Below are 18,950 nucleotides of genomic sequence, written 5' to 3' on the forward strand. Positions count from 1 at the left end.
GCAAGGGAACTCCCCTAAAGGGGCACCCTCCTTCCCCGGCATGGAGCCTTCCTGCTCGCGCTTGCCAACTTTCCGAAGGGTGCTTATTGTTCAATTTTTTAACGACTTATTCTTTAGCCCAACCACGTGTAGCTGCAACAGCCTTTGTCCAGCCCTTGAGAGCAGCTGTTCTGTCAGCGTTTGTCATCTCTGGCTTGAACTCGCGGTCAACTGACCAGTTCTTAATAACGTCTTCCTTGCTCTTCCAGTATCCAACTGCAAGACCTGCAAGGTAAGCAGCACCCATAGCTGTTGTCTCAACACAGCTTGGACGAAGAACGTCAGTGTTGATGATATCAGACTGGAACTGCATCAAGAAGTTGTTGTTTGATGCACCACCGTCAACCTTGAGAGCTGTAAGGTGCTTTCCAGAATCGAGCTCCATAGCATGAAGAACATCGTATGTCTGATAAGCAAGTGACTCAAGTGTTGCTCTGATAAGGTGATATTTATTTACACCACGTGTAAGACCTGTGATAGCTCCACGTGCGTATGGATCCCAGTAAGGAGCGCCGAGACCTGTGAAAGCAGGTACAACATAGCATCCGTTTGTATCCTTAACGCGAGTAGCGAAGTACTCTGAATCTGGTGAAGAATCTACAATCTTTAACTCGTCACGGAGCCACTGAATAGCAGCACCAGCAACGTATACAGAACCTTCAAGTGCGTATGTAACCTTTCCATCTAATCCCCAAGCGATGGTTGTAAGAAGGTCATTCTTAGAGAAGATTGGCTTCTCACCTGTGTTCATAAGCATGAAGCAACCTGTTCCGTATGTATTCTTTGCTTCACCCTCTTTGTAGCATGTCTGTCCGAAAAGAGCTGCCTGCTGATCACCAGCAGCACCAGCGATACGGATAGGACCACCGAAGAATTCTGGATCTGTCTCTCCATAGATGCAGCTTGAAGGCTTAGCTTCTGGAAGCATGCTCATAGGAATGTCAAGAATCTGGCAAAGCTCCTCATCCCACTCAAGAGTGTTGATGTTGAATAATAATGTACGTGAAGCATTTGAGTAATCTGTAACGTGTACTTTACCCTTTGTAAGCTTGTAGATTAACCAAGAATCTACAGTACCGAAGCAAAGCTCACCTTTCTCTGCTCTCTCACGAGCACCCTCTACATTATCAAGGATCCAACGGATCTTTGTTCCTGAGAAATATGGGTCAAACTTAAGACCTGTCTTCTGCTGGAACTTCTCAACGATACCAGGAATCTTTCCCTTCATCTGCTCAGCCCAGTCAGCTGTACGACGACACTGCCATACGATAGCGTGTGTGATAGGCTGTCCTGTTGCTCTATCCCAAACGATAACTGTCTCACGCTGGTTAGTGATACCGATTGCTGCGATATCCTCTGACTTAGCATTAACCTTTCTCATAGCCTCACGAGCTACAGAAAGCTGTGTCTGCCAAATTTCATTAGCATCATGCTCTACCCAGCCTGGCTGTGGGAAGTACTGTGTGAATTCCTTCTGTGCAACAGAGCACATCTCACCTTTCTCATTGAAAAGGATACATCTGTTACTAGTTGTTCCGGCATCGAGCGCCATTACGTATTTTGCCATTATTACTCCTCCTTCTTTTGCCTTGTGGCATTGGCTAATACTAAGGAGTGGCTGTTAACGAATCCCTTAAAGCTCCCATACCTCTTCATTCGTGGTAGATACGGCGAGCACCCCATTATTAAGTGCATTCATTACATCATCTTTGTCACCAATAAGTCCTCCTGCCAAAACAGGAACTCTGCTGGCTTTGTTAACTCTCTTGATAATCTTTGGTAAGACTATACCTGGGAGAATCTCGATGACATCTGGCTGAGATATTCCGTGCCGGTCTTGCTTTTCAATATTTACAAGAGCCATGCTGTCGATTACAAAATATCTGAGCACTGTATATAAGCCTAACTCCTTTGCCCTTCCGATAAGATTACCCTTGGTGGTAATTATTCCATCTGCCTGGGTGTTATTTTTGATGAAGTCTACTGAGATTTCTTTGGTGTTATTAAGACCTGTAATCAAATCTAAATGAACCATTGCGATTTTGTCTGCTGATTTTATTCTTTGCACGATACCTGGAATCGTACATACATCCCCATAAAGTATGAATATAATCTCGCATTCCGTTTTAATCGCTTTCTCAAGCCCCTTATCATCTTTTATGGCTGCGATAACTGGATTTGCTTCCAGCTTTTCGATGAAGTCTCTATGCATTGAAAATTTACTCCCTCTAATACCCTTATTGTTTTAGGCACAAAAAAAGAACATGCCTAAAGATACAAGAGCTCCAACTCTCGACACAGCCACATTCTCATCTTCTCACGGGCATTTATTAACTTTTATGTTTAAATGATACACGACATATGGGTAAAATTCAACATATATTTTTCACATAATTATCATTATCTGTTCATAATTGCTCAAAATTGTCATTGTTACTATATTAACAAACTGTAAATTATGTATAAATAGGCTTATTTTAAGGAAATAGTGTTTAGCGAAAATAGACAACTGTATTTGCGAGAAAGAATTTAAGTAAAATTAAAGCAAGTTTTGATAGTTGATACCAAAACTTGCTTTTTGTCTCAATGGGAAACCGTTTATTTCTGAACGTTTACTATAGCGTTGTATAAATCGTCATATTCTTCGAAGGCTGGATACTGTGGATAGTCCTTCTTGATTGCATCTGTTGTTCTAAATAAGAAGCCTGCCTTTGATGCTTCAATCATTGCGAGATCATTGAAGCTGTCGCCACTGGCAATAGTGTCAAAGCCACATGACTGCAATGCTCTTACTGTTGTAAGCTTACTCTTTTCGCAGCGCATCTTGTAGCCTGTGATTTCTCCATCATCTCCGACAATCAACTCGTTGCAGAAAATGGTAGGCATTCCAAGCTTTTCCATAAGAGGTCCAGCGAACTGTGAAAATGTATCGCTAATAATTATAACCTGTCCAAAGGCTCTGAGCTTATCCAAGAACTCCTTTGCACCTGGAAGTGGATCAATTGTAGCGATGGTGTCCTGAATCTCTTTAAGTCCAAGTCCATGCTCTTTTAAAATACCAATTCTATAATTCATGAGCTTGTCGTAATCAGGCTCATCTCTTGTTGTCTTTTTAAGCTCTGGGATCCCTGTTGCCTCGGCAAAAGCAATCCAAATCTCTGGAACCAGTACACCTTCTAAATCTAAGCAAGTAACATACATGTCTTATTCTCCTTATGCCAATCGAATTACTGAAATAATACCACCAAGCGCAGCCTTACGCTCGTTGAATTCACGCTCTGTCATCTCTGAAGTAATGAAACCCACTTCATCATCCAAGTCGAGATTTGAATATTCAACATTTTCAAAACCATTCTCAATATCTGACTGAGAAGCAGTGGTTCTAACAAAATATCTAAACTTCTCCTGAGTAGGATCTGAAAGCTGATACTTTTCATCAGTCCAGCCAAGCTTTATGTACTTATCAATATTCTTTGCGAGGAAAACCATATCTCCTACAACAGCTGATGCTGTAGGAAGGGCACCTGCGCCGGCGCCATAGTACATAGACTCGCCAAGCATATTTCCCTTTACAGAAACTGCATTCATAACTCCTGAGACATGATAAAGCATGTTCTCTGGCTTTACTAAATATGGTGCGACACGACATGCATATTTATCGCCAGCCTTCACGCTACGAGCGATAAGCTTAATGCTTCGTCCCATAGCCTTTGCATATTTAAAATCAGTAGCAGAAATCTTGCTGATTCCTTCTGTTGGAATATCATTGAAATCAACATTCTTTCCTGTGACAAGAGATGTAAGGATGGCAATCTTGCGGCAACTGTCGAAGCCTTCAACGTCTGCTGTAGGGTCCTTCTCAGCATAACCTAATGACTGTGCCTCTGCTAAAATCTCTGCATAGTCACTGCCAAACTGCTCCATGTTTGTAAGCATGTAGTTTGTAGTTCCATTGCAGATAGCATCGATTTCCTCTATAACATCACCAGTTAAGCAGGCGGTCAGGGTTCTAATGATAGGAATACCGCCACCTACAGCTGCTTCAAACACAAAGTTTACATTGTGCTTTTCTGCAATCTGCATCAGCTCAGCACCCTTATCGGCAACAAGTGCCTTGTTTGAGGTGGTAACTGATTTGCCAGCTTCCAACATTGCCTTCACAAAGGTAAATGCAGGCTCAACACCACCCATAGTCTCCACAACAATCTTAACCTCTTTGTCCTTGACTATTTCCTTATAGTCCTTAACAAAGCATTTCTCATGTGGATCTCCAGGGAAATCTCTTAGATCGAGAATATATTTAAGCTCAAGTGGCTCACCAATTCTCTCTGCCAAGACGTCTTTGTTTGTCTCAAGAACCTTTGCTACACCGGAACCAATTGTTCCGTATCCCATAATCGCTGCTTTCATCCTGTTGTCACTCCCTTGCTAAAATCTTTACATAATGAACACCATCAACGGCCTCTATCGCACTAACCAAATCAGAGAAATCCCCTGAATCTTCTAGTACATCCACCGATATAGTAAGGGTGGCAAAACCATTGACTGGAATACTTTGATGTATAGTCAAAATATTCACATGGAAGTGGGCCATCTCTTCCAAAACTCTGGATAGAATTCCTGGCTCATCCTCCAACTGGATAACCATATTAATTGTCTTTCCCTTTATATCCTCATGGAATGGGAAAATGTCATCCTTATACTTATAAAATGAGCTACGGCTTATGCCAACCTTTTCGGTAGCCTCCTGGACTGAATCGCATTTACCAGTATCAAGTAACTTTTTAGCGGCAACAACCTTTAGCAATACTTCTGGTACAGCTTTTTCTTTTAATACAAAATAGGTAGTCTTCTCTGCCATATCTCCTCCACAAGTGTCTTTTGTACAAATACATTTGTACACGCTTCAAAGATAATAACATTAAACACTACCTAAATTCAAGTACTTTATCATATTAAATTGTGAAAGTATTTTAAATACTTACGCATTCCAGATTTACTCTTTCAAAACTCCCGCAAGCCATCTCCCATCTCAGAACATTTGACTAGATGTCAAATAACCTGAGCGGGGCCCTCTTGCTCGCGCCTGCCAAGTCTTTCTATGGAATGCTTAATATCTAATCCGTATCTGATGTATTACGGTCTGGGCAACCTAATGATAACCATTTCAGGTACGCGTTCATGAACGGTGTGAGCTTTCCATCAAGGACTGCATCTGCATTTCCAGATTCTTCACCTGTACGAAGATCTTTGACCATGGTGTATGGCTGAAGGACGTAGGAACGAATTTGATTGCCCCAACCGATTTCTGAAACTTCGCCACGAATACCATTAGCTTTGGCTGCATTCTCCTCCTGCTTTAAAAGAAGAAGCTTTGTCTTTAACATCTGCATAGCCTTGTCTTTATTTTGGAACTGGCTTCGCTCGTTCTGACAGGTTACAACAATTCCTGTAGGGAAATGTGTGATTCTTATAGCCGAGCTTGTCTTGTTGATATGCTGGCCACCGGCACCTGAAGAACGATAGGTATCGATTCTGATGTCCTCGTCCTTAATCTCAACATCAACATCTTCTTCGATATCTGGCATTACATCACAGCTGGCAAAGGAAGTCTGTCGCTTGCCCTGTGCATTGAAAGGAGAAATACGCACCAAACGGTGGATACCTTTTTCTGATTTAAGATATCCATAGGCATTCTCACCATTCACCTGAAAGGTAACTGATTTGATTCCAGCTTCATCACCTTCCTGATAATCCAGCTCATCCACTGCATAGCCCATATCACCAGCCCAACGGCTGTACATTCTGTAAAGCATCTGTACCCAGTCACATGCCTCGACACCGCCTGCCCCTGAATGCAAAGTAACAATGGCACTATCGCCATCGTATTCTCCTGAAAGAAGTGTCTTCATTCTGAGAGTCTCTAAATCTGTCTCGAACTCTTCTATAAGAAGTGAAACAGTATCAACTATCTCCTGATCCTCTTCTTCATTTCCAAGCTCGATGTAATCTTCTATTTCTTTATATAAATCTTCAAGCTTATCTATGACTGCAACGTCATCCTTCATAGATTTAAGCTCTTTCATCTTGGCTGTAGATGTGGTAGCATCCGTCCAAAAATCTGGAGCCTCCATCTCGCGCTCAAGCTCTTCTATGCGAGCTTTCTTAGCTGCGACGTCAAAGTGAATCCCTCACTTCCGTCATAGAGTTTTTTTGCGACGTAAGTCGCTGCTTGAACTGATCAAGTTCTATCACGAAATCACCTCTTTCCTTATCTTAAGCTCGCTTGTTACGCTTACAATCCTGTGAATGCTCCGCTCATCTAACACGATTCGCTAAAGCATTTCACAGAGATTGTCAGCTACAAGCTATCTTATAATACTATTATTACTATTATTTTGCTAATACTTCTAAAGCTTTTTGAATCTGATTGTCTAGATCAACGGAATACTCGTCGTCTTCGCCACCCTGGAATTCGTATTCAAGCTCGATATCTGGAGCAATTCCTTTTCCATGGATGCACTCTCCGCTTGGAGTGTAATAAGTCTGAGTTGTAAGCTTTAAGGCTGAGCCATCGCTAAGTGGAATTGTAGACTGAACAATTCCCTTTCCAAAAGTATTTGTACCAATGATAGTTCCATACTCAAAGTCTCTGATGGCACCTGTAAAGATTTCTGCTGCTGAGGCTGTGTTACCATTTACAAGAACAACCATAGGAATATCCTTGGATGAACCCTCATCTGAAAGGAAATCTTCACGATGTCCAGCTTTATCCATTGTATAAACTACAGTACCCTTAGGGAGAAGATAATCAAGCATCTCAACTACTGAGTCAAGTAAACCGCCACCATTATTTCTCATATCGAAGACTACGGCTGTCATTCCCTGCTTTTCAAGATCCTTGTAAGCCTCGACAAAATCCTTGTAGGTATGCTCTGTAAATTGAGAAACTGCAATATATCCTACATTTCCCTCAAGCATCTGGTGTTCAACAGTAGGTGTAGCAATAGAAGCTCTAGTACATACAACTGTCTGCTCCTCACCATCTCTTGAAATCACAAGCTCAACATCTGTTCCTTCTTCGCCACGAATGTGCTGAACAAAGGAATCAAGCCCCTCATCTGTAGCAAGATAGCCATCAGCAGAAACAATATAATCGCCTTCCTTCAGTCCGGCTTTTTCAGCAGGTGTTTCCTTGTACACTTTTGTGATGGTTACAACACCAGTCTCTGCGTTCTTCTGAAGCAAAGCTCCGATTCCCGCATAATTTCCTGTAAGTGTAGTCATAAGGTCCTTGTACTCATCTGCTGTATAGTATTCTGAATATGGATCATCAAGACTCTCTACAACACCCTTGTAAACACCGTTTACAAGCTTATCATTATCTACATCCTGATAATAATAAGTTTCTATTATAGAAAGAATTGTGCTGAACTTTGAATCGCCAGATTTACCAGACTGCAAAGACTCAAGTACCTCTTCAGAGGATTCGTCCTTAAAGGAAATCTTCGAACCAATCACACTGATCCCTACAATAACCGTAGCGATACAACCTATCAGTAAGCAAATAAATCCCACCAAAAAGTAAGGCCATTTTTTAGCCTTCTTCTCTGTTTTTTCTTCGTAGTAGTAATTTACCACCCCTGGATCTACGACCTGCTTGTTCTGTTCATTCTGTTCTTCGTACATTATTATTCCTCCATTATATATAGGAGTGCCTCAGCATCCGCCAAGGCACTCCCTAAAACTAAACATTTTATACTAAACTCTTAAATGCTTGTGCAAAGTTACACGAGAACCGAACCAGCCGATTCCAATACCAAGAATAAGAGAAACCGGAACCAAAGTTCTAAAGATTTCTTCTACTGGTATGAAAGTAACCATATTACTGAGGAAATTGAATTCTGAACTAGCATACTCAATTACCTTTTCATATATGAAGAAAAGAAGCACCAATGGAATAATCGAACCAATCAAACCAATGAAAACACCTTCAACTACGAATGGCGCTCTGACGAAAGCATCCTTCGCACCAATAAGCTTCATAATTGCAATCTCTTCTCTTCTAACAGAGATACCAACCATAACTGTGTTGCTGATAAGGAAAACTGATACAGCAAGAAGTATGATGACAATGGCCATCGAAACGATTGTAATCGCTCTGTTGATATCTGTAAGCGTCTTTGCAGCAACTTCTGATTGATTTACCTGACGAACTCCATCAAGACCCTGAAGGAAGGAAACCAATGTAGGCTGCATTGAAACATCATTAAGATAAATCTCATAGTTTGCAGAATTAGCAAGTGGATTATCATCTGCAAAACCGGCAGCAAGCTGTTCATTGCCGCCAAAATATTCTTCCTGATAATCTGCCCAGGCTTGCTCGGCAGAAATATAATTGAAACTCTTTACCTCAACTCGCTTCTTAATCTCGTTTCCGATTTCATCTATACGAGACTGAGGAAGTCCTTCATCAAAGAAAACTGTAACTGCGACACCTTCCTCTGCAGTTCTCACCATAGACTGGAAGTTCGTTCCCAAAGCAAAGAAAATTCCAAAAAGAAAAATACATGCTGTCATGGTAGCTATTGAAGCAAGAGAGAACATCTTATTTCTCCAAATGTTCTTTAATCCCTGTCCAATGTTATAGATGTGAGTGCTAATCTTCATAGTCGTCACCTCCCACATCACTAACTACAACACCTTTTTTGATGGTGATGACGCGCTTATTCATAGCTCTGACGATTTCCATATTGTGAGTTACCACAACAACTGTGGTGCCTCTCTGATTAATCTCATCGAGAAGTCGCATGATTTCCCATGTATTATCACTATCGAGATTTCCGGTAGGCTCGTCTGCCAAAATAATCTTTGGCTCATTAACAAGAGCTCGAGCGATAGCTACACGCTGCTGCTCTCCACCTGAAAGCTGGCTTGGCTTTGACTTATATTTAGCTGCAAGTCCAACAAGTGAAAGTATTGTTGGAACCTTTTTCTTTATTTCTCTATTTGAACACTCAACTACCTTCATGGCAAATGCTACGTTCTCGTAAACATTTCTATCTGGAAGGAGTCGGAAGTTTTGGAATACTACACCAACATTCCTACGATACATAGGAACCTTTTTGTGAGTAACCTTTTTTAAATCCTGACCGTTAATGTAAATCTTGCCCTTTGTAGGCTCCAATTCTTTCAATAATAATCTGATAAGAGTAGACTTACCAGAACCACTATCTCCAACAACAAAAACAAATTCGCCTGGATCAATGTGAATAGTTACATCCTCGAGGGCAGGTTTGCCAGCCTCATAGGACTTACTAACATGATCTAATCGTATCAATTTTTTACCTCATTTCCATAACAATTACTATATTAGAACTTTTCGCTCTCCATATACTTCATATATTTTACTACCATTAATGCAATCTTGAAAGTAATGGCATCCTCGAATACGCGCAAATCAAGTCCTGTACTCTTCTCGAGCTTATCTAGTCTGTAAACAAGGGTATTTCTATGAATATAAAGCTGTCGTGATGTCTCAGATACATTTAAGCTGTTCTCAAAGAACTTGCTGATGGTTGTGAGAGTCTCCTCATCAAAATCATCAGGAGATTTGTTTTCAAAAATCTCTGAGATAAACATTCTACAAAGAGGAATAGGAAGCTGATAAATAAGTCGTCCGATTCCAAGCTGTGAGTATGCAATAACATTCTGGTCATTAAAGAAAATCTTGCCAACGTCCATAGCCATAGAAGCTTCTTTATAGGAACGTGAAACCTCTTTAATCTCACCAACAACTGTTCCGTAAGATACTCTAACCTTCTTTGTATCCTTATCATGGAAAGCATCGATAATAACCGCAGCTATCTTATCGATTTCAGCATTAGAATCATTCTCGCCCAATTCCTTAACAACGATGATGTTTCTCTCATCAACAGCTGTAACGAAATCCTTATTCTTGCCACCAAAGACAGAGCGAACTCTATCAAGCTCATCACCATCTTTTTCTGGGCCCACTTCAACAATCATAACTACTCTACGAGCATTTATATCAACATGAAGCTTCTTTGAACGATTATAGATATCTACCAAAAGGAGATTATCTAATAATAAATTCTTGATGAAATTATCCTTGTCAAAGCGCTCTTTATAAGCAATCATGAGCTCCTGTATCTGAAAAGCAGCAATCTTTCCAATTGTAGAAGACTCCTCACTATCACCCATTGCAAGTACAACAAACTCCAGCTGTTGATCGTCAAAGACCTTAAAGAAATGGCAACCTAACGCAACCTGACTTTCAGCCTCAGATGCCGCAAAAACAGCTACTGCATCAGAATACTGTGCAGTATCCCCAAATGTAGCTGCGCACATAACACCATCAGAATCCATAACGGCCAAGTCTATTTTTGTTAGCTGATGAAGTCCTTCTAGTGTATTTTGCATAATTTGATTCGAAATCATATCGAATACCTCCTGAGTATATATGCAATATCAACAATGTAAAACTCCCGTTTTGCATACAAATTCACATAACCTATCCATATTCTAATATAAATTACCAATAATGTGAATAGAAATATTATGATTATTTATGCAAATTTACAATTTTTACTATATATTTTTTATTGTGAGGTTTTACAAAAGTGTACAACAGAAGTTAAATTGTCAGATAATACTCAGATAAATCTGATAGAAGTTATTCTCTTCTAAAGTCAAGACTTTTAAGCAATTTCACAAGTTTTGTTGATTTAGGACAAAACAAATGTTTAGTGTCTTTGTGGATAACTTTTCAAACTAGTTCACAAATAATGTGGATAAAGTGGATAAGTCGTTAACAAGTCCGTTTTTTCATTTTGATTGTTTGAATTTTTGTTGATAAAATGTTGCATTTACACACAATGGAATATTATATGTATTTTTAACATTCAATTCTTTTGTGCAATATTATCTAAAATTTCTCCGGAATAGCAAATATAATTCTCTGACAATTCTACAAGTTTTTAGAATATATAACCATAATAAAAGGCATCACCTGGGTGATGCCTAAATATTTTAATTTCTAGATATTTAGAAGATTCTTCTGATAGCTAAAATCTTCTTATAGTTTACATTTGAGTATGTAATACCAGTTCTCTTATTTGATGCATGAAGAAGAGTACCGTTACCAGCGTAAATACCTACGTGACCTGAGTAACATACGATATCTCCTGGCTGCATATCATCATAAGATACCCCATATCCAACGCTACGCATTGAGCTTGATGAATGTGGAAGGCTTACACCAAATGCTGAATAACAACTCATTACGAAACCTGAGCAGTCAGTACCATTTGTAAGTGATGATCCACCATATACATATGGATTACCAACAAACTGTGATCCGTAATTAACAACTGATCCACCGCCTGAACCAGATGGTGCTGAATAGCTCTTTCCTGATGAAGACGATGAAGATGATGAAGACTTAGATGAAGATTTTGCTGCAGCTGCAGTAGCTTTCTTAGCTGCTTCCTCTGCTGCCTTTCTCTCTGCCTCTTCCTTTGCTAAACGAGCCTGCTCTGCTGCCTTAGATTCTGCAACTGTGAAGTCTGTAGAAATATCAACATAATCTGTGCTGACATATCCTTCACCTTCATTACATGTAACCTTAACCCAACCGCTATCAATATCTGACTCGTCGATAACTACAAGGTCATCTCCGATAGGAAGTAAATCAATAACTGCTGAATCAGTAGATGCTGACTCTCTAACGTGAAGTGTTGTAGTAGTAACTGTAGCAAGACGCTTTGAAACCTGCTTTGCAAGCTCTTCATTATTTTGTACTACATATTCACTCTTTACATAACCTGTTACATCACCAGAAGTGATAAGTAACCATGTACCATCTTCTGCTTCTACAGTATCTGAAACTGTAGCTGCTGAATTATTATAAAGCTTTCCAACGTACTCGCTCTCAGCTGAAGCTGTTTCGCGAATATATACGTAATTATCAACCTGTGCGATAGCTATGTTAGCATATGGATTCTCTGCTGCGGCAACCGCATCAGCTCCGTTATCTGCTAACTGTGTATCTGCTGCTATAACTGTTGCATTTGCAAGCATATCATTAACTGTAAGCTGTGCTCCTGCAAAAGCAGTATAATTAGTAGTCTCTAAAACGCCTGTAGCACTTGATAGTGCGCTAACACCCGATGTAGCACTAGCTGCATCTGAGGTAAGTGATATACTAGAAACAACGACGCAAGCAGCAATGGTGTAGCTAACGGCTCTTGTCAAATTTAATTTCATTTTCGTAAGAAATCCTCCAATATGTTACAACTTTATTACAACTTTGAACATTATATAATCTGTTTCCTATCCTGTCAAGTGAAGAATTTTCGAACTAATGCTCAACTTTATTGACATGTGTGTCTTTGTAATATTTTGTGATTATAAATAACGCTCTATAGAAGCAATAGAATTTGCTCCATCTGCAGTGGCTGTAATAACCTGCCTTAACTGCTTTGTTCTAACATCTCCGGCGGCATAAATTCCTTTAATGGATGTGGCACAGGTCTCATCTGCAATGATATATCCTGCATCATCCTGAGCTGGTAACCCCTCAATCGCCCCAGTATTTGGAACATTACCAACTGCAATAAACACACCATCAAGATTAATCTGCTGAACTTCATCAGTGTTTTTATTCTTTACACTAACAGCCTCAACCTTATCCTGTCCGATTATTTCCTCTACTGTAGAATCGAAAATAATCTGAATCTTGTCTGTAGCTTCTACCTGCTCCTGAAGAACTACTGCTCCTCGGAATTCATCTCTACGATGTATCAGGTATACCTTCTGACAAAATCTTGCAAGATAAAGAGCATCCTCCAAGGCAACGTCACCACCGCCAACTACAGCAACCACCTTATCTTTGAAAAAGGCACCGTCGCAGGTAGCACAATATGAAACTCCCATTCCTGAAAGCTCCTCCTCGCCTGGACAGCCAAGCTTCTTATTAGAAGCACCTGTAGCAATGACAACGGTTTTAGTCTCAAAGGTAGCTTTCTTAGTGATAAGCTCTTTTGTGTCGCCCTTATCTATAATAGAAGTAACTCTTCCTCGTGCGAACTCAACATTAAGCTTTTCACAGTGTGCTCTCATGGCTTCTGCCAAACCTTCACCTGAGACACCTGGCATTCCTGGATAATTATCAATCTCGTAAGTGCTAAGTATTTGTCCACCGCTGATAGAACTGGTATCTAAGACAAGAATGTTTCTTCCCGCTCTCTTGCCATAGATAGCCGCCGCAAGACCAGCTGGTCCTGCGCCAATAACAACTATGTCATAAATCATAACTTATTCTCCAAAATCCTAATTTTTAGTGGCAATAGCCTCTGCCTCTAAAAGAACATCTTTTGGGATTCTGGCAACTTCGATGCACGAACGTGCTGGGAATGGCTCTGGGAAGTACTTAGCGTACACCTCATTAATTGCTGCGAAGTCTTCCATGTTCTTGATGAACACAGTAGTCTTAACAACATTAGCCATAGATGTGCCTGCTGACTCTAAAAGAGCAGACATACTTTTGAATACTCTGTCGGCCTGAGCAGCTGCACCTTCTGGAATCACTCCTGTAGCTGGATCAACAGGAATAATACCGGATGTGTAGACCATACCATTCACTTCAATAGCCTGTGAATATGGGCCAATAGCTGCCGGAGCCTTTTCGGTAGAAATTACATTTTTCATACCAATATCCTCCTTTTCCTCTCCCCTTTTTTAACCGCTGATATTACTGGTTACATTATACCACGTAATTTAGTCGACGGCACGACGAATTTTGCCATCTGTTAAAGTTATTTTTCTTTCCTTATAAAGACGTCCTACTGCACGCTTAAAGGCAGCCTTTGAAAGACCAGTCTCTCTCTTGATAACTTCTGGAGAAGCCTTTTCTGAGAATGGTAATACTCCTGCGTAGCTGTCAATAAGCTCAAGAAGTGCCTCGGCATCATCCTCCATCTGGACATATGCCTTGTCTCTGATAGTGACATCACATTTACCATCTTCTTTGATTCCAGTGATGCGAACCATGATAACGTCACCGATACGATATTTTGAAACATCTTCATGACGAGGAATCATAGATGAATATTTGTCCTCAAGGGCAACGAAAGTACCAAAGTCATGACCGAACTCATAAATACGAGCCTCAACCTCATCGCCTACCTGATATGGTGGCTTTTTAGAAAGGAGCTCATAAATGCCCTTCATGCTGGCGCAAAGTCTCTCACTCTTATCAATGTATACTCTGACAAGAATCTCATCACCTTCTGATGGCTGACGTGTCATTTCTTTAAATGGAAGAAATAAATCTTTTTCAAGACCCCAATCCAAAAAGGCGCCCACCTTATTAACCTGGCTGACTGAAAGCACGCCGTACTGTCCAAGTGTTAACTTAGGCATATTGGTAGTGGCAATAAGTCTGTCCTTTGAATCCTTATATACGAAGGCAGTAACCTCATCTCCTATGCCAGATTCTTCTGGAACCTGCTTCTTAGGAAGAAGAACTCTATCTGTTCCGTCGGAAAGATATACTCCGAACTCTACCTTCTTTTCTATTTTAAGCTTCTGTATTTCTCCTAGCTTCATTATTTGTACTCCACAATTGTATAAATTTCATCGTCCTTTTTTAGAACGACCTGGTAACCTTGTTCTAATTCTACCAAATAAACCTGTAATTCATCAAATAGCAATGCTGCCTTTTTATAATTAACAGTGATGGTAGAGAAATCCTCCCTTGGAAGGAATCGTCTTGTCACATCTATATAGTAGGAATTATTCATGTGACTATTTGTATCAAGATGGAACTCACTGACAACAAATGTGCCCACCTGCTCACCTTCCGATGAGATTTTTAATTTGCTTCTATTGAAATCAAATTCTGGTCTGTCTGGATCTTCTGGATAAGCCTCAATCATTTTATCTGTAAGACGAGCTGGACGCTGACTCTCCAAATCCATTAATACCCAAAGCGAATCTGCATAAACCAGCAATTCGCCCTCTTCACTTTCTATAGTGTAGATACGTCTTGCCAGCATCCCCTTAACCTGATATGGATAAGTCTTAATAACAATCTTCTCCATATATTTAGGCATTCTGTTTATATGAATTTCGTATGCAGTGACAAACCAACCCATGTGATTAGGAGCAAGATAAAATACTCCAACTCCTACATCATCAGAATGAAAGCAACTGCAATCCTGCATGTAATTTACCAAATCAAAATAAGTAAGATTAAGATTAGCATCAACCTCGCTGTAACTTACTCTGCTATTATACTGATACATATCTACTCCTTTAGATACAAAAAAGACCTAAGCACTTTCGCTTAGGTCTTCGAAGCTGGCCCACAAGGATTCGAACCTTGAAATGACGGAGTCAGAGTCCGTTGCCTTACCATTTGGCGATGGGCCATTACTATTCGTTTCCGCTGTGTTTTTGTTTCTTTACCGCGTCAACGAATGCTATTATAGGACATAAATTTTAAAAGTGCAAGTACTTTTTTCAACTTTTTTTAAAATTTTAAAATTTGACCATCCAGTATGTCATATCGAATCTCGTCATCCCACGTAATTACGGCGTTTCCGGCAGTTTTGTCTGCAACAATTGTATTTAAATTTTCTACCATTTCTGATGGTGCAACGGATGAAATTACAACATCAGCTCCAAAATCCGTATTTAAAATTGGAAGATTTTTTTCTCTGAGAACATACTCAATTTTTCCATAGCCATTATAGTCAGTGGCAATGGAACATTCTCTTCCTGTTTTTGGAGAAAGAAGCTGACAATTTGCCAAGCCTTCCTGAACAGCTGCCTGATACGCACGGACAAGTCCGCCTGTACCAAGTAGTACTCCTCCAAAATAACGTGTAACAACCACAACACAATTATGGATATTCTCTCTGAGTAAAACATCAAGCATAGGACGACCTGCAGTCTGAGCTGGCTCGCCGTCATCATTACATCTTGTTATTTCATTATTCTGTCCAATCACAAAAGCAGAACAGTTGTGTCTGGCATCCCAGAATTCTTTCTTCTTTCCATTAATAAACTGTACAGCCTCTTCCTCGGAAGTAACTGGAGCTATATGGGCAATGAATCGAGATTTCTTTTCTTCTATCTCGCCTGTGCCACCTTTGTAAACTATTCTAAATTCCTTATCTGCCATGTCCCTTCCTTCCAATGCTTAGTTCTCTTTATTATAATCAAATTTTTTGCTATAATGAAGTCTAAATTTGGAGGTAAATATGAATTACGGAAAAGAAAATGCAGCTAAGCAATCCGCTCAGCTTACAGGACGAGGCAAGCGTAAACGCCATAGTGCCGGACTTGCTGTTATTCGTATCGCATTGATATGTATAGTTTCTGTAGTAATTGCATGCGGTGTTATTGCTTATCTCTATGCAAAAAATCTTATTGACCAGTTGCCAGATGTATCTACAATCGACATCTCACCTACTGGATATATGAGTACAGTTTATGATTCAAATGGAAATGAAATTGAGACTCTTGCTTCCACAGGTGCCAATAGAACTTATGTCAAACTAGATCAAATTCCTGAGCATTTACAACATGCTTTTGTTGCAATTGAGGATTCTCGTTTCTATGAACATAATGGAATTGACCCACAGGGTATTGTTAGAGCGGCTGTAACAGGCATAGCTAATGGCTTCCATTTTTCACAGGGTGCCAGCACAATCACTCAGCAGCTACTAAAAAATAACTATTTTACAACCTGGACTTCTGAACACACAAAAATAGACAGCATAAACCGAAAGATTCAGGAACAATACTTAGCAGTACAGCTTGAAAAAATCGTTAAGAAATCTGTTATCTTAGAGAACTATCTTAACAGTATAAATCTTGGGCAAAATACTTTAGGTGTTGAATCAGCTGCTGAAAGATATTTCAATAAATCTGTATCCGATTTGACACTTTCCGAAAGTGCAGTTATTGCAGGTATTACTCAGAACCCTTCAAGATATAACCCTATTACACATCCTGAAGAAAATGCAAAACGCCGTAAAAAAGTTCTCGGTGACATGCTAAATCAGGGTTACATTACTAATTCCGAATATGAAGCTGCTTTAGCTGATGATGTTTATGACAGAATTCAGGTTCTTAATACTGAATTATCATCATCTTCTACTTCATATTTTGTAGATGCTCTTACAGATGAAATTGTTACTGATTTAGAAGAAAAACTTGGATACTCTGAGTCTGAGGCATATTCATTATTATACTCAGGCGGTCTTTCAATTTATTCTACTCAGGATTCAAATATACAGAACATTGTAGAGGAAGAAATCAATAATACCGATAACTACAACAAGCTTGAAAAGGTTTCATTCTCTTACAGACTGACTATAACCAAAGCTGATGGTTCTACAAAGAATTATTCAGATATTACAATGCTTTCTTATTATCAGGCTGCAAAGAACAATAGTAATTACAATCTTGAGTTCGAATCAGAGGAAGCGGCAGCAGAAGCTATCGAAGCCTATAAAGCTGCTATTATGGAAGAAGGCGATGAAGTAGCCGGTGAATCAATCACTTACACACTTCAGCCTCAGGCAGCGATGACTATCATTAATCAATCCACTGGAGAAGTGGTTGCCATGGTTGGTGGACGCGGTGATAAAACAGCCGCTAAAACTTTGAATCGTGCTACAGGTATCAAGAGACAGCCTGGTTCTACTTTCAAGGTAATTGCCTGCTACGCAGCAGCACTTGATGCCGGTGGAATGACTCTTGCATCTGTTGAAAACGATATGCCTACTACCTATAGAAATGGTAAACCAGTTAAGAATTATAATAACTCTTACCTTGGATGGACCAACATCCGTACAGCGATTACCAATTCAATTAATGTAGTTACTATAGAAGTAATGGCAGATATTGGAACAAGTCTAGGCTTCCAATATGCAAAGGATTTAGGAATTACCACTCTTATTGACGGCGATAACAATCAGGCCCTTGCCTTAGGTGGTATCACTGATGGTGTTACAAATGTTGATTTGACATCTGCATATGCAACCATCGCAAATGGCGGCGAATACAACAAACCAATCTTCTACACTACAGTAGTTGATCATCAGGGAAATATAATTCTTGATAACAGAGAAAACACTCCTAAGAGAGTATTAAAAGAAACAACAGCATGGCTTCTTACAAGCGCTATGCAGGATGTTATGACTGCTGGAACTGGTAAGGTTGCCAACTTCGAAGGAATGGCTGTAGCAGGTAAATCTGGTACTACCACAAAGAATAAAGATACAGTATTTGCTGGTTTCACACCATACTATACAGGCGTTATCTGGGGCGGTTTTGATGACAATACACCTCAGAGCTACACTACTTATTCAAAGGTTATTTGGAAGGCTGTAATGAGCAGAATTCATAAGGAATTGCCCTACAAGAGCTTCACACAGCCATCAGGCATTGTAACAGCCACCGTATGTAAGAAATCCGGAAAGATTGCAGTACCAGGTGTATGTGATTGCGATCCTCGAGGTTCACAGGTTTACACCGAATACTTTGAGGAAGGCACAGAGCCTACAGAATACTGTGATAAGCATTATCTTGGTAATGTATGTACAGAATCTCACATGTTCGCAACATCAGGATGTCCACATTACTCAGGTGTATTCATAATTGGAGCAGGTGCCGGTTCACAGGATGAACCATTCGGCGTTGATCCAGCCACCTTCGGACAGTATTGTCCATATCATGGTGGCGAGCCATTACCTAACTCAGGTTCCTTCGGCGGAAGCGCCACAGGCACCACAGAGACCACCTCTGACGGAGTTAAGATTCAGGTTATAGGCGGAGAGTAAGCTTCGCTTTGGCAACCAAAAAAGAGCTTCAAA

Annotated in this window: 17 protein-coding genes and 1 tRNA gene; 1 reads left to right on the forward strand and 17 read right to left on the reverse strand. The window is 40.1% G+C overall.

Annotated elements, in window-relative coordinates; genetic code table 11:
* Nucleotides 1-106 precede the first annotated feature (106 nt).
* From glpK to BMZ41_RS11185, 17 genes are all read right to left on the reverse strand, one after another.
* Complete coding sequence (glpK, locus tag BMZ41_RS11105; protein ID WP_090169294.1) at nt 107-1,606, reverse strand: glycerol kinase GlpK; 1,500 nt, start codon at nt 1,604-1,606, stop codon at nt 107-109.
* Nucleotides 1,607-1,672: 66 nt separating this feature from the next.
* On the reverse strand, nt 1,673-2,251 hold the full coding sequence (locus tag BMZ41_RS11110) for a glycerol-3-phosphate responsive antiterminator (protein ID WP_090169292.1): 579 nt from the start codon (nt 2,249-2,251) through the stop codon (nt 1,673-1,675).
* Nucleotides 2,252-2,637: 386 nt separating this feature from the next.
* On the reverse strand, nt 2,638-3,240 hold the full coding sequence (gene thrH, locus BMZ41_RS11115) for a bifunctional phosphoserine phosphatase/homoserine phosphotransferase ThrH (RefSeq protein ID WP_090529673.1): 603 nt from the start codon (nt 3,238-3,240) through the stop codon (nt 2,638-2,640).
* A 12-nt stretch (nt 3,241-3,252) separates the two neighbouring features.
* Nucleotides 3,253-4,449: a homoserine dehydrogenase gene (locus tag BMZ41_RS11120; protein ID WP_090169288.1), complete on the reverse strand. Its 1,197-nt coding sequence runs from the start codon at nt 4,447-4,449 to the stop codon at nt 3,253-3,255.
* Nucleotides 4,450-4,456: 7 nt separating this feature from the next.
* Nucleotides 4,457-4,900: an ACT domain-containing protein gene (locus BMZ41_RS11125; RefSeq protein ID WP_090169285.1), complete on the reverse strand. Its 444-nt coding sequence runs from the start codon at nt 4,898-4,900 to the stop codon at nt 4,457-4,459.
* A gap of 256 nt (nt 4,901-5,156) precedes the next feature.
* Nucleotides 5,157-6,294, reverse strand: a protein-coding gene (prfB, locus tag BMZ41_RS11130; RefSeq protein ID WP_143071344.1) for a peptide chain release factor 2 whose coding sequence is annotated in 2 segments (ribosomal slippage) — nt 5,157-6,218 and nt 6,220-6,294 — 1,137 coding nt in all. Because the reading frame shifts where the segments join, the coding sequence is not laid out codon by codon here.
* A gap of 138 nt (nt 6,295-6,432) precedes the next feature.
* A complete protein-coding gene (locus BMZ41_RS11135) occupies nt 6,433-7,728 on the reverse strand; it encodes a S41 family peptidase (protein WP_090529678.1) in 1,296 nt (431 codons plus the stop codon).
* Between the two features lie 72 nt (nt 7,729-7,800).
* A complete protein-coding gene (ftsX, locus tag BMZ41_RS11140) occupies nt 7,801-8,709 on the reverse strand; it encodes a permease-like cell division protein FtsX (RefSeq protein WP_090529681.1) in 909 nt (302 codons plus the stop codon).
* Nucleotides 8,699-9,379, reverse strand: coding sequence for a cell division ATP-binding protein FtsE (gene ftsE / locus BMZ41_RS11145; protein WP_090169277.1), 681 nt, complete (start codon nt 9,377-9,379; stop codon nt 8,699-8,701). The genes ftsX and ftsE overlap by 11 nt, the downstream gene beginning before the upstream one ends.
* Nucleotides 9,380-9,411: 32 nt before the next feature.
* Nucleotides 9,412-10,500, reverse strand: a complete 1,089-nt coding sequence (locus BMZ41_RS11150; RefSeq protein ID WP_090529684.1) for a PucR family transcriptional regulator — start codon at nt 10,498-10,500, stop codon at nt 9,412-9,414.
* A 606-nt stretch (nt 10,501-11,106) separates the two neighbouring features.
* A complete protein-coding gene (locus tag BMZ41_RS11155) occupies nt 11,107-12,327 on the reverse strand; it encodes a C40 family peptidase (RefSeq protein ID WP_090169271.1) in 1,221 nt (406 codons plus the stop codon).
* Between the two features lie 141 nt (nt 12,328-12,468).
* Nucleotides 12,469-13,374 (reverse strand): thioredoxin-disulfide reductase, encoded by a 906-nt coding sequence (trxB, locus tag BMZ41_RS11160; RefSeq protein WP_090529687.1) that lies wholly within the window; start codon nt 13,372-13,374, stop codon nt 12,469-12,471.
* 18 nt (nt 13,375-13,392) lie between these two features.
* A complete protein-coding gene (locus tag BMZ41_RS11165) occupies nt 13,393-13,770 on the reverse strand; it encodes a RidA family protein (protein ID WP_090169266.1) in 378 nt (125 codons plus the stop codon).
* A 69-nt stretch (nt 13,771-13,839) separates the two neighbouring features.
* Complete coding sequence (locus tag BMZ41_RS11170) at nt 13,840-14,670, reverse strand: CvfB family protein (protein WP_090529689.1); 831 nt, start codon at nt 14,668-14,670, stop codon at nt 13,840-13,842.
* Entirely contained in the window at nt 14,670-15,368 is a 699-nt protein-coding gene (locus BMZ41_RS11175; RefSeq protein WP_090169262.1) for an acyl-[acyl-carrier-protein] thioesterase, read from the reverse strand. The genes BMZ41_RS11170 and BMZ41_RS11175 overlap by 1 nt, the downstream gene beginning before the upstream one ends.
* Nucleotides 15,369-15,423: 55 nt before the next feature.
* Nucleotides 15,424-15,495: transfer RNA gene (locus tag BMZ41_RS11180), tRNA-Gln, on the reverse strand.
* A 100-nt stretch (nt 15,496-15,595) separates the two neighbouring features.
* Nucleotides 15,596-16,249 carry a YigZ family protein gene (locus BMZ41_RS11185; protein ID WP_090529693.1) on the reverse strand — a complete coding sequence of 218 codons (654 nt, stop codon included), beginning with the start codon at nt 16,247-16,249 and terminating at the stop codon, nt 15,596-15,598.
* A 79-nt stretch (nt 16,250-16,328) separates the two neighbouring features.
* Here BMZ41_RS11185 and BMZ41_RS11190 point away from each other — a divergent pair, with 79 nt between their 5' ends.
* Nucleotides 16,329-18,917 carry a transglycosylase domain-containing protein gene (locus BMZ41_RS11190; protein WP_090529695.1) on the forward strand — a complete coding sequence of 863 codons (2,589 nt, stop codon included), beginning with the start codon at nt 16,329-16,331 and terminating at the stop codon, nt 18,915-18,917.
* The last annotated feature ends 33 nt before the right edge of the window (nt 18,918-18,950 follow it).

It is taken from the genome of Pseudobutyrivibrio sp. UC1225, from assembly GCF_900115215.1.
GTDB lineage: Bacteria > Bacillota > Clostridia > Lachnospirales > Lachnospiraceae > Pseudobutyrivibrio.

Bases quoted from the DNA above. Each gene is read 5' to 3' on its own strand.
- BMZ41_RS11165 (WP_090169266.1), bottom strand. From the start codon at position 13,770: ATGAAAAATGTAATTTCTACCGAAAAGGCTCCGGCAGCTATTGGCCCA.
- BMZ41_RS11185 (WP_090529693.1), bottom strand. From the start codon at position 16,249: ATGGCAGATAAGGAATTTAGAATAGTTTACAAAGGTGGCACAGGCGAG.
- BMZ41_RS11110 (WP_090169292.1), bottom strand. From the start codon at position 2,251: ATGCATAGAGACTTCATCGAAAAGCTGGAAGCAAATCCAGTTATCGCA.
- BMZ41_RS11135 (WP_090529678.1), bottom strand. From the start codon at position 7,728: ATGTACGAAGAACAGAATGAACAGAACAAGCAGGTCGTAGATCCAGGG.
- thrH (WP_090529673.1), bottom strand. From the start codon at position 3,240: ATGTATGTTACTTGCTTAGATTTAGAAGGTGTACTGGTTCCAGAGATT.
- BMZ41_RS11125 (WP_090169285.1), bottom strand. From the start codon at position 4,900: ATGGCAGAGAAGACTACCTATTTTGTATTAAAAGAAAAAGCTGTACCA.
- ftsX (WP_090529681.1), bottom strand. From the start codon at position 8,709: ATGAAGATTAGCACTCACATCTATAACATTGGACAGGGATTAAAGAAC.
- BMZ41_RS11120 (WP_090169288.1), bottom strand. From the start codon at position 4,449: ATGAAAGCAGCGATTATGGGATACGGAACAATTGGTTCCGGTGTAGCA.
- BMZ41_RS11175 (WP_090169262.1), bottom strand. From the start codon at position 15,368: ATGTATCAGTATAATAGCAGAGTAAGTTACAGCGAGGTTGATGCTAAT.
- BMZ41_RS11170 (WP_090529689.1), bottom strand. From the start codon at position 14,670: ATGAAGCTAGGAGAAATACAGAAGCTTAAAATAGAAAAGAAGGTAGAG.
- BMZ41_RS11150 (WP_090529684.1), bottom strand. From the start codon at position 10,500: ATGATTTCGAATCAAATTATGCAAAATACACTAGAAGGACTTCATCAG.
- BMZ41_RS11155 (WP_090169271.1), bottom strand. From the start codon at position 12,327: ATGAAATTAAATTTGACAAGAGCCGTTAGCTACACCATTGCTGCTTGC.
- BMZ41_RS11190 (WP_090529695.1), top strand. From the start codon at position 16,329: ATGAATTACGGAAAAGAAAATGCAGCTAAGCAATCCGCTCAGCTTACA.
- glpK (WP_090169294.1), bottom strand. From the start codon at position 1,606: ATGGCAAAATACGTAATGGCGCTCGATGCCGGAACAACTAGTAACAGA.
- trxB (WP_090529687.1), bottom strand. From the start codon at position 13,374: ATGATTTATGACATAGTTGTTATTGGCGCAGGACCAGCTGGTCTTGCG.